The organism is Rhodoplanes elegans (assembly GCF_016653355.1).
Classification (GTDB): Bacteria; Pseudomonadota; Alphaproteobacteria; order Rhizobiales; family Xanthobacteraceae; genus Rhodoplanes; species Rhodoplanes elegans.
The window spans coordinates 1-11,761 of sequence record NZ_NHSK01000226.1 but is presented as its reverse complement, the minus strand read 5'-3'; the positions used below and the strand labels follow the sequence as shown (position 1 = coordinate 11,761).

Here is an 11,761-nt window from a genome sequence, read left to right as displayed (position 1 = left end):
GGCGGCGGAGTTCGACCGCGCCGCCGCCGCCCTGTCCGACAAGCGCCGGCGCGCCGGCGAGGCGCTCGACAAGGCGGTCGCCGGCGAGCTGAAGCCGTTGAAGCTCGAGCGGGCGCGCTTCATGACGGCGATCGTCGCCGAGCCGGAGCGCGGCGGGCCGCACGGGCTCGACCGCGTCGAGTTCCAGGTGCAGACCAATCCGGGCACGGCGCCGGGCCCGCTGATGAAGATCGCCTCGGGCGGCGAGCTGTCGCGATTCCTGCTGGCCCTGAAGGTGGTGATCGCCGACCGCGGCTCGGCCCCGACCCTGGTGTTCGACGAGATCGACACGGCGGTCGGCGGGGCGGTGGCCGACGCCATCGGGGTGCGGCTCGCCCGCCTCGGCCGCAAGGTGCAGGTGATGGCGGTGACGCACGCCCCCCAGGTGGCGGCGCGCGCCGACCGCCACGTCCTGATCAGCAAGGGCGCGCTCGACCGCGGCAAGCGCGTCGCGACGCGGGTCGCGGTGCTCGACGACGGCACGCGGCGCGAAGAGATCGCCCGCATGCTCTCCGGTGCCGAGATCACCACGGAAGCCCGCGCCGCCGCGGAGCGCCTGCTGAAGGCGGCGGAGGGGTAGGGGGCTTCGGTTTTCCGGTTGCGCCGCGCGGCTCTGCAGCAGCACCGTCATGCCCGGCCTTGTGCCGGGCATCCACGCCGTTAGAGTCCGCCGCGACGAAGACGTGGATGGCCGGGACGAGCCCGGCCATGACGAGGTCGAGTATCCGTGGCTAAAACCTCCTCTCGCTCAGACGCCGGCCCTTCGGTCGACACCCTCACCCAGGACGAGGCCGCGGCCGAGCTCGCGCGGCTGGCGGACGAGATCGCGGCGCATGACGCGCGCTACTATCAGGAGGATGCGCCGACCGTCTCGGACGCGGAGTACGACGCGCTGCGCCAACGCAACGCCGCGATCGAGGCGCGCTTTCCCGAGCTGATCCGCGCCGACTCGCCGTCTCGAAAAGTGGGTGCGGCGCCCTCGCGCGGCTTCGCCAAGGTGCGCCACGCGGTGCCGATGCTGTCGCTCGACAACGCTTTCGCGGACGAGGAGGTGGAAGAATTCGTCGCCCGCGTGCGCCGCTTCCTGCGGATTGCCGACGACGCGCCGGTGGCGTTCAGCGCCGAGCCGAAGATCGACGGGCTGTCGATGTCGCTGCGCTACGAGAACGGCCGCCTCGTCTCGGCGGCGACGCGCGGCGACGGCTTCGAGGGCGAGGACGTGACGGCCAACATCCGCACCGTAAAGGACGTGCCCCAGATCCTGAAGGCGCGCGGCGTGCCGCCGGTGTGCGAGGTGCGCGGCGAGGTCTACATGACCAAGGCGGCGTTCCTGGCCCTCAACGAGCGGCAGAAAGCGGCGGGCGGACAGGTCTTCGCCAATCCGCGCAACTCGGCCGCGGGCTCGCTGCGCCAGAAGGATCCGGCCGTCACGGCGTCGCGGCCGCTCGGCTTCTTCGCCTATGCGTGGGGCGAGATGAGCACCATGCCGGCCGATAGCCAGTCCGGCATGATCAAGTGGTTCGAACACTGCGGGTTCAAGACCAATCCGCTGACGCGGCGCTCCGACTCGGCCGAGGCGCTGATCGCGTTCCATCGACAGATTGGGCTCGACCGCGCCGCGCTCGATTACGACATCGACGGCGTCGTCTACAAGGTCGACCGGCTCGACTATCAGGAGCGGCTCGGCTTCGTGTCGCGGAGCCCGCGCTGGGCGATCGCCCACAAGTTCCCGGCGGAGCGCGCGACGACGCTGCTGCACGACATCGAGATCCAGGTCGGCCGCACCGGCGCGCACACGCCGGTGGCGAAGCTCGAGCCCGTCACGGTCGGCGGCGTCGTGGTGCAGAACGCGACGCTGCACAACGCCGACGAGATCGCCCGGCTCGGCGTGCGGATCGGCGACACGGTCGAGATCCAGCGCGCCGGCGACGTGATCCCGCAGGTGGTGCGGGTGGTCGAGGAGCGGCCGCGCGGCCCGCGAGCTTATCAGTTTCCGACTGTCTGCCGCTGCGACCTGAAAACTCCGCTGGTGCGTGAGACGACGGCGAGCGGAGAAGAGGGCGCCATCGCCCGCTGCACCGGCGAGTTCGCCTGTCCGTACCAAAAGATCGAGCACCTGCGGCACTTCGTGTCGCGTCGCGCCTTCGACATCGAGGGGCTTGGCGAGAAGCAGATCGCCTTCTTCTTCGAGGACGCGGACCTGCCGGTCACCGAGCCCGCCGCCATCTTCACGCTGGCGCGGCGCGATGCGGCGAACTTCAAGAAGCTGAAGGACCGGGAAGGCTTCGGCACCACCTCGGTGAAGAACCTGTTCGAGGCGATCGAGGCGCGCCGCACCATCGCGCTCGACCGCCTGATCTACGCGCTCGGCATCCGCCATGTCGGCGAGACGACGGCGCGCCAGCTCGCCCGCGCCTACGGGTCTTGGGACGCGTTCTTCGCCGCGGCGAAGCGGATCTCGGCCGGCGACGAAGACGCGCGGGCCGAGATGGACGCCATCGACCAGATCGGCGACGCCGTGGTCGATGCGGTCGCGAAGTATTTCGGCGAAGCTCATAACGAGCGTGTCGTCGAGAATCTCGTCGCCGAGCTTTCAAGAATCGTCGACGCCGAGAAGCCGCAGACCACGACGCCGGTCGCCGGCAAGACCGTGGTGTTCACCGGCGCGCTGGAGAAGATGACGCGCGACGAGGCGAAGGCGATGGCCGAGCGGCTCGGCGCCAAGGTGGCGGGCTCGGTGTCGAAGAAGACCGACTATCTGGTCGCCGGCCCCGGCGCCGGCTCGAAGCTGACAAAGGCGCGCGACGCCGGCGTCACGGTGCTGACCGAGGACGAGTGGTTCGCCCTGGTGGGGCAGGCGGGAGCGTAGCGACGCGTCGTCCAGCGAGGACGCGTCGGCGCCGAGCCCGGGCCCCATGGGCCCCGTCTCTTGTGAGCCGCCATCGCTGCGGCGGCGCGCGGTGCGGTCCGATCAGTCGCCGGTTCAGAGCCGGATGAAAGGTCGTGATCGGTGGTCGTCGCGGACGACGATTCCGGAAAAGTCCGCCCTTGCACGCCATCATGCTTCGTGCTCATTTGGACGCGTCTTCGGTGCCTCTCGTCGAGAGGTGAAACGGGAACGCGGTCCGGCGACCGCTCGTCACACGAGCTCTCGCCAATGCCGCGGCTGCCCCCGCAACTGTGGACGGATCGTCGCCGATCGAACGCCACTGGGACGCCATCAGGCATGTCCCGGGAAGGGGATCGGGGACCATGATCCGTGAGCCAGGAGACCGGCCGAAGACGCTGGTCCATTCCGTTCGACGGTGGGTCGAAAGGGGAGCGCTCATGATCATCAGAGTCTAATTCCGTTTTTCATGTGATCGGTACGCGCACGATCCGCGTCGGGTCGGTCGGTGGCGCGAATGCCCGTGCGGCCTTGCCCGTGCGAGCGAAGCCGATCGTCATCCGCATCCGCGACGCATCGCGTCGGCGGGCGATGTCGCTTGCCGGTACGACGTCTGCCGTCTGTCTCGGCGGTGGTGGTGACGCCGCCGTTGCGCTCGCACAAGCTCGGGCCTCGCATGCAGCCGAAGGACACGACCACCAACGAAGCCTTCAAGGGCTTCACCAACACGGCCTGTCCGTTCCTGCCGTGCCACACCGGCGTGCGCGGACAATTCAACTGTCTGTTCTGCTACTGCCCGCTGATCGCTTACGAGTGCCCCGGTCCTTACAAGGTCTTCACCGATCGCAACGGGACGCGGCGCAAGGACTGCTCGGATTGCACGCTGCCGCACAACGGCACCCGCGGCGCCTGGACCTTCATCCAGAAGTGGCTCGAGCGGCCGGTGATCTGGGATGGCCATGAGCAGACACGGACTTACCGACAGAAGCCTGTTCGGACCAAATCATGACCATCGACGTCAATGTTCAGATCGCCGGCCTCGTCTCCCGCATTGCCTTCACGCCCGCCGCGCAGCCGCTGCCGCGCCGCGCCCGCTCCCTGATGATCCAGGGCACCGCCTCCGATGTCGGCAAGAGCATGGTGGTGGCCGGCCTCTGCCGCGCCTTCACCCGCCGCGGCCTCGTCGTGCGGCCGTTCAAGGCGCAGAACATGAGCAACAACGCCGCCGTCGCGGCCGACAGCGACCTTCCGCCGGGGCCGAACGGCGAGATCGTGTTCGGCGAGATCGGTCGCGCGCAGCATCTGCAGGCGCGCGCCTGCAAGGCGGCGCCGTCGATCCACATGAACCCGGTGCTGCTGAAGCCGCAGACCGACATCGGCTCGCAGGTGGTGCTGCGCGGGCGCGTGCTCGGCAACTGCCCGGCCCGCATCTATCACCGCATGCGCCACGGCATGATGCCGGCCATTCTCGACAGCCTCGACCGGCTGCGCGCCGAGGCCGATCTGGTGCTGGTCGAGGGCGCCGGCTCGGGCGCCGAGATCTATCTGCGCCGCTCCGACATCACCAACATGCACCTCGCCGAGAAGGCCGACCTGCCGGTCGTGATTCTCTCCGACATCGACCGCGGCGGCACCATGGCGGCGATCGTCGGCAGCCACGTGCTGCTCGATCCCGAAGACCGCGCCCGCGTGGTCGGCTACATCGTCAACAAGTTCCGCGGCGACTTCTCGCTGTTCGACCCCGGCGTGAGGACCATCACGGAGCAGACCGGCTGGCCGTTCCTCGGCGTACTGCGCTGGTTCCCGACCGCCGACCGGCTGCCGGCCGAGGACTCGCTCGCGCTGGAGCGGCCGGCGGAGAGCGGCGGCCGCGGCCTGAATATCGCGGTGCCGCGGCTCTCGCGCATCGCCAATTTCGACGATCTCGATCCGCTCGCCGCCGAGCCGGGCGTCGCGCTGCGCTTCGTCCAGCCCGGCAATCCGATTCCGGCCGATACCGACGTGATCATTCTGCCCGGCTCGAAGGCGACCCGCACGGATCTCGACGTGCTGCACCGCGAGGGCTGGGACATCGACATTCTCGCCCATGCGCGCCGCGGCGGCCGCGTGATCGGGCTGTGCGCCGGCTTCCAGATGCTCGGCCGCGTGGTGCGCGACCCGCAGGGCATCGAGGGCGCGCCCGGCGAGACCGCCGGTCTCGGCCTGCTCGACGTCGAGACCGAGATCGGCGGCGACAAGCGCCTCGTCGACATCGACGCGGTGGATCGCCTCAGCGGCTGTCGCGTCACCGGTTACGAGATGCATATGGGCCGCACTACGGGGCCGGGTCTCGCGCGACCGTGGTTGATGCTGGACGACGGCGCGGGGCGCACCCAGCCGGAGGGCGCCGTGTCGGCCGACGGCCGCATCGCCGGCGCCTATGTGCACGGGCTGTTCGGCGCCGATGCGTTCCGCGGCCGCTGGCTGCGGTCGGCCGGCGCGCAGGCGTCGGGCCTCGACTTCGCGCAACGCACCGAGGCCGCCATCGAGGCGCTCGCCGACCACTGCGAGGAGAATCTCGACCTCGACGCGCTGCTCGCACTCGCCCGCTGACGGTGGTCGCGGCGGAACGCGCTCAGACGCGCGCGTATCCGCCGGCGATCCGTGGAGCGGGCCGGATGCGCGCCCGCCCGAGCTCGAAGGCGCCGCCGGCGCAGAGCGTGCCGAGGATCGTCAGCCACAGCGCCCACGGCTGCGGCGCGTCCGGGGCGGCCGACTCCGGCTGCTTCTCGAGCCGCATCCCGGTGACCACGGTGGGGGCCGTCGTCGCGGCCTCCGGGGCCTCGGGCGCCGCGTCGCTCGCCGTCGCGGACGGGGCCGCCGCGAGCAGGCCGAAGCCCGCGGCCTTGGTGGCGACGAACGCCGCGAACGACTGATTCTCGACCAGCAGGTCGCGACTCGCGGCGATCTCGCGATGCGTCTCGACGAGGCGCTTCACCACCTCCTCGGGGGCGTCCCAGTAGCCCTTGCGGACCGCCTCCAGCATGCGCTCGCTGATCTGGGCGAGCGCCGCCGGGTGGTGCTGCAGGAAGAAGTCCTTCAGGCCGAGCGCGTGCTTGTCTGCGACATAGACGTCGTGGAACTCCTGCCACTGGTCGGCCCGCACGCTGCCCGGATCCATCACGGCCCAGCCCCAGAAATTGTTCACGCCTTCCAACATGCGGTTGGCGCCGGCATAGCGCTCGTTCATCAGCTCCTTGACGTAGCGCGGATGGAAGTTGCGGCTGCGCAGCTCGGTGCTCATGAACTGCGCCACCGACTGGTTCCTCGCGTCGCGCGGATTGCGCAGGTCGCTGATCACGAGATCGGGCGTGCGTCCTTCGAGATGACGGACCGCGAGCGCCAGCCCGCCCAGATACTCGAACGGGTGGTCGATCGAGACGATGCCGTGCGCGTTGGAGGAGCGTGACAGCACGGCGGCCTTGGTGCCCTTCAGGGCCTCGGCGAACAGGCCGAGCGCGTCGATCTTGACGTTGCGGGTGTCGGGATCGTTGCCGAAGGCGTAGCCCATGCGCGACAGATAGGTGGTTGCGAGCGTGCCTTCGCTCTCCCACGATCCGGAGGCGAGCGTCGCCTCCGGCAGGTTGGTGCCGTAGACGCCCGATTCGTTGCCGAACAGGCGCACGCGGGCGAGCCGCGTCGCGCGCTCCGGCGCGATCCCCTTGTCGATCAGCGCCGCGGCGACGCGGCGGCTCGCGGCGGCGAGCGGGTTGTCGGGCTCGTCGAGCGCTGCGACCGTGTCGACGGCGCCCTGCAGCAGCGCCGCCAGCTCCGGCAGGTTGTCGCGATAGAGCCCGGTGATCGACAGCACCGTGTCGACGCGGGGCCGGCCGAGGTCTTCGCGCGGCACCACCTCGATGCCGGTCACGTCGCCGCGCTGGTTCCACACCGGGCGGACGCCGAGCAGATGCAGGGCCTGCGCCTCCATCACGCCGAAATGGTTCAGCGTCTCGGTCTGCCACATCGACAACGCGATCTTGTCGGGGACGACGCCGTGCTTGGCGCGGTAGTCCGCGATCAGTGCGTCGGCGAGCGTGCGGCCGGCCTCCCAGGCGGCCTTGGTCGGAATCTTGCGCGGGTCGAAGCCGTAGATGTTGCGGCCGGTCGGCACGGCCTCCGGATTGCGGATGGGATCGTTGCCGGTCGAGGGCGGCACGAAACGGCCCGAGAGCGCCTTGACGAAGCTCTCCATCTCCATCGGCTGGGTGAGGTTGGCGAAGTGCCGGCGCGCCTCGGTCAGGAACCGCCGCACCGGCTCCGGGAAGCCGCCGAGATCGGCGTTCTCCACCACGGCGCGGCGCAGCGCCGTGAAGGCCTCCTCCCCCTGCAGCGTGTCGTAGGGCTCGGCGAGAAACTCGGCCGGATCCTGGCCCCAGGCCTTCAGATAGTCGGGGCCGAGGATCTGGAGCACGGTGGTGAGCGTCTTGTCGGTGTCGGCGACGCGCCCGAAGGTGTGCAGGCCGAGCGGCTGCGGCAGGGCGCCGAGCGTGTGCAGATGCTTGTGGACCTTGTCGAGGAAGCCGTCGACGTCGCGGGCCGCGTCCGCCTCCGACAATCCGATGTCGCGGACGAGGCCGAGGTTGCTCGCCTGCGCGATCACTTGGCGCCGCACCGCCTCCTGGACGGCACCCTCGGCCCCGCCGGTCGCCTGGTGCAGCAGCTCGTGGAACGCCGTGAACTCGCCGTAGAGGCCGGACGGCGCGAAGGGCGGGGCGTTGTGCGACACCGTGACGGCGCGGCCGCGCCGCCGCGCAATGATCGCCTCGCCCACGTTCGCGATCGTGTAGGGATAGATCACCGGGACGTTGCCGATGGTCGTCTGGGTGTCGTCGCCGACGGACGGCGCGCGCTCCTTGCCGGGCGCCCATTCCTGCGTCCCGTGGGTGCCGAGATGGACGATCGCGTCGGCCGCCATCGTCTTCGTCACGCCGAGATAGACGGCCCGGTAGGCGTGATGGAGCGGCCGCTTCTTGTCGTGGGTGATGTCGTCCTCCTGGTCGCGCCGGCTGCCGCGCAGCGGCTGCGGCAGGATCACGAGCTTTCCGAGCTTCCAGCGCGGCACGACGAAGTCGACGCGGTCGCCGTCCTTCAGGGTCAGGTAGGTGTCGTCCGGCGCGCCCCACATCGCCTGCGTGGCGGCCTGCGTCTCGGCCGGCAGGCCGGCCAGGAACGCCCGGTAGTCGGCGAGCGGCACGCGCTCGGCGAGGCCGTCGGCGAGCAGGGCGCGCAGCTCGCGGTCGTCCTTGGTGCGATAGTACGGCCGGATCAGGCGTTTCATCGTCGTGATCACGGTCGCCTCGTCGACCGCGGGCGCGTCGTAGCCTTCGCGCCGGAGCCTGTCGACGATCTCGACGATGCTGGCCGGCACGTTGAGATAGGAGGCGGAAAAGTTCTCCTCGCCGGCCGGGCTGTTCCACACGAAGACCGCGACGGTCTTGTCGGCGTTCGGCTTGCGCCGCAGCGCCGCCTGGCCGAGCGCGCGGGCGACCAGCGCATCCGCCTGCTCCGGGATGGCGGCGAGCTTCTCGTCGCTGCGCCGGCGCGCCGTGACGAGCGTCGGGTCGATGCGGCCGGCGGCCTCCGACAGCGAATAGAACACGCCCTGCAGCCGCACCGGATAGGCGTCGTCCTTGCGCCAGTCCTCCTCGTAGCCCTCGGTGTAGGGCAGCACCTGGATGACCGGCCGGTCGAGCGCCGCCATCCATTCGCGCTGCTCGTCGACGTTGGTGTAGACGCCCGTGAACGAGACGAGCGCGTCCGGCACGGTGCGGCCGTCCTGCCGGAGGAGCGGCAGCGTCTTGCGGCCGTTGTTCGGATCCCAGAACGGCAGCGCGACGGCGCCCTTCGCCTCGATGCGACGGATCACGTCGTCGACATGGTCCGTCGTGTTGTTGACGAGCTCGGAGCGGTGCAGGCCGACGCCGATCACCGGCTGGTCGGGCCGCGGCGCCCGCCAGGCCAGATACTCGGCCAAGGTCGCGAAGACGCGCTGCGGCGCGTCGGGATGATAGATCGCGAGCTCGGGCAGCAGCACGGGCGCCGCCGCGGCCTCGCCCGGCCGGCCGAACAGGTCGACCCGGACATAGTCGAGGAGAGCGCGGACATTGGCGTCGCCGCCATTGGTCCAGTAGGCGTGGATGCGCTCGGCCGCCTGCGGGGAGAGGCCGCGGGTGAGGTCGGGCCGCCGCCACATCATGCCGCCCCACACCTTGCCCGGGAAGGCCGCGAGCGGCGCCTTCAGGCGCGCCACCATCGGCACGAAGGTGGTTTCCATCACCCAGTCGAGCAGCACCAGATCGCGGCCGCGCAGCACATCGGCGATCGCGGCGTCGTCGAGCTTGTCGACCATCACGTAGTCGAGCGTCATGCCGCGCTCGCGGGCGAGCGCCTCCATCAGCCTGCCCTTGCCGGGATTGGACGGGAACGGCGCCAGCACGGCGATCGACAGCGGCGCCGGCGCGGACGCCGGCGTCTCCTGGGCGAGGACCGGTCGCAGGGCGAGCGGCACGGCCGCCAGCACCAGGGTCATGATCGTGATCACGAGGTGCGGCAGCCGCATGGCGGTCATCCTTCGAAGGTCGTCAGTTGAACGTCTTGCTGAAGCCGGCGAAGAAGGCGCGGCCGGCGCCCGGATAGACGAACGGCGTGCCGCCCGGCGTGGTCGGCGCGTCGGCGGAGCGCAAGAGCGGCGCGAAGTCGCTCACATAGGCGACGTCGGTGAGGTTGCGGCCCTCGGCCCACACGCTCCACGACTTGTCGGGCGCCTTCCAGCCGACGCGGGCGCCGTAGAGCGTCGAGGCCGGCGCCACGAAGGCGTCGCCGCCCGAGTTGTCGAACGTGGTCCAGCGCTCGCCGACGAAGCGGATGTTGCCGGCGGCGAAGAAGCCGGCCGGATGCCGGTAGCCGAGCTCGGCGAAGGCCTGGTGGCGCGGCGTGAGCGGCATCTGCGCGTTGCCGAAGGTCGGATCGTCGACGAACCGCGAGTCGATGAACGTGTAGGTCACGTCGAGATGGACGTGGTCGCCCGCGGCGAGGACGTCGACTACGGGACGCGTCTTGAAGCCAGCCTCGACGCCGGTGCGCCGCGTCTTGTCGACGTTGAACGCGACCAGGCTGTTGGCGTTGCTGCAGGCGAACTGGCCGCGCAGCTGCGCCTGTTGGGCGACCGTGAAGCGTGACAGCGGGATGAAGTTGAGCGCGCAGGCGGAGAGGATCTCGTCGTTCAGCCGCATGTCGTAGACGGCGACGTCGTAGCGGAAGCGATCCCAGCCGCCGCGCACGCCGATCTCGCCCGTCCAGGCGCGCTGCATGGCGAGGTTGTCGATCATGTTCAGCGTGCCGGCGCGCAGGCCGTTGACGGTCTGCTGCAGGGTCAGCAGCGAGGAGATGTCGCCGGCGTTCGGCACCTCGGTGCTGCGCGCGATGTTGGCGTAGACGAAGTGGTTCGGCTGGTACTCCCAGTTGACGCCGAACTTCGGATTGAAGGCGGAGAAGTCGCGCTCGTAGTTGCGCAGCCCGTTCGAGGAGGCCGGCCCGATGCCGAATCCGCCGGCCGGGCTCGCCTCGGTGCCCGACGCGATCCGGGCGCCCGAATAGCCGTCGTGATAGTTGCGGTCGGTCCAGAACGCCTGGGCGCCGGTGAACAGCTTCACGCGCGGCATCACCTCGATCGCCGCCTCGCCGTAGCCTTCGTGGAACCAGGCGTGGAAGGCATCGTCGTAGACCAGCGACGCCTTGGTCGCGCCGCGCGTGCCCTTGGCCCACTGATAGGTCTTGTAGCTCGCGTCCTCGTAGGTCGGGCGATAGCCGAAGACCAGCTCGGTCGGCCGACCGATCAGCTCGTTGCGGTTCTCCAGGCGCAGCGAGACGCCCCAGTCGGTCCACACCACGTCCTGGATGCCGGCCGAGGGGCTCGGCAGGTGGTCGAAGGCGGAGAGCAGGAAGTAGGGCGCGATCTCGACCGAGGTCGTGTCGGAGCGGATCACGGTCTTGTTGACGACGCGCTGATACTCGTAGTTCGCCCGAAGGTCGTAGGGGAACGAGGTGTTGCTCGGATCGTAGCCGGACTGGCGATAGCGCGAGAGCTGGCTCATCGGCACCGAGGTCGGCAGCTCCTGCAGGTTCTTGCCGATCGCCACATAGGTGCGGTTCTCGATGTTCTCGGTCGGCTGCCAGCCGAAATTGCCGCTGAAGCGCGGCGCGTAGTTGCGCGAGTTGAACTCGTAGCCGCCGTCGAAGTGGTCGTTGACCTGGAAGTAGAAGTCGTACTTGTCCTTGGCGCCGCCGAGCTCGATCTGGCTCTCGCGGAAGCGGTTGCTGCCGCCCGCCGTGGAGATGGTGGCGCCCGGCGCGGTGCGGCCGGTCTTGGAGACGAGGTTCAAGGCGCCGCCGGTGGCGAGCGCGCCGTAGCGCAGGCTGCTCGCGCCGCGATAGACCTCGATGTAGTCGGTCGATTTCAGATCCAGGAGCGGCAGCGTCACGCCGGTGACGAGCCGGCCGAGCGGCACGCCGTCGGCGAAGGCGCGCACGCCGCGGCCGCCGCGCGGGCCGGCCTGCGACGTGTCGCTGCCGCGGATCGAGATCGAGCCGAGGCTGTTCTCGCCGCCGCGCTGGCCGATCAGCACGCCCGGCACCTCGTCGAGCACCTGGCGGAGATTGGACTTGGTGCCCGGATCCTGCTGCGTCACCGAGACGACCGACTCGGCGCCGGGGCGGCGCAGCGCGCGGCGCGCCTGCACGGCATAGGGCGGCGGATTGACCGGCTGGGCCTGCGCGGCCCCGTCGGCCGTGCCGGAG

The 11,761-nt window shown here is 70.2% G+C and carries 5 protein-coding genes, 1 pseudogene and 1 riboswitch; of the genes and pseudogenes, 4 read left to right on the top strand and 2 right to left on the bottom strand.

Going from position 1 to position 11,761, the window contains the following annotated elements:
• The 4 genes and pseudogenes from CCR97_RS25675 to CCR97_RS25660 all read left to right on the top strand — a co-directional run.
• A pseudogene (locus CCR97_RS25675) lies at positions 1 to 619 on the top strand (DNA repair protein RecN); the annotation flags it as partial.
• 147 nt (positions 620 to 766) lie between these two features.
• On the top strand, positions 767 to 2,908 hold the full coding sequence (gene ligA, locus CCR97_RS25670; RefSeq protein WP_111357835.1) for an NAD-dependent DNA ligase LigA: 2,142 nt from the start codon (positions 767 to 769) through the stop codon (positions 2,906 to 2,908).
• A 202-nt stretch (positions 2,909 to 3,110) separates the two neighbouring features.
• Positions 3,111 to 3,334, top strand: a riboswitch (cobalamin riboswitch).
• A gap of 268 nt (positions 3,335 to 3,602) precedes the next feature.
• Positions 3,603 to 3,935, top strand: coding sequence for a cysteine-rich small domain-containing protein (locus CCR97_RS25665; RefSeq protein WP_111357836.1), 333 nt, complete (start codon positions 3,603 to 3,605; stop codon positions 3,933 to 3,935).
• Positions 3,932 to 5,518, top strand: a complete 1,587-nt coding sequence (locus tag CCR97_RS25660) for a cobyric acid synthase (protein ID WP_111357834.1) — start codon at positions 3,932 to 3,934, stop codon at positions 5,516 to 5,518. Before CCR97_RS25665 ends, CCR97_RS25660 begins: the two co-directional genes overlap by 4 nt.
• 22 nt (positions 5,519 to 5,540) lie before the next feature.
• Here CCR97_RS25660 and cobN read toward each other — a convergent pair whose 3' ends face one another.
• Both cobN and CCR97_RS25650 read right to left on the bottom strand, forming a co-directional pair.
• Complete coding sequence (gene cobN / locus CCR97_RS25655) at positions 5,541 to 9,524, bottom strand: cobaltochelatase subunit CobN (RefSeq protein ID WP_170145882.1); 3,984 nt, start codon at positions 9,522 to 9,524, stop codon at positions 5,541 to 5,543.
• Between the two features lie 22 nt (positions 9,525 to 9,546).
• The coding region (locus tag CCR97_RS25650) for a TonB-dependent receptor family protein (protein WP_201160002.1) at positions 9,547 to 11,761 on the bottom strand (2,215 nt) is incomplete at its 5' end.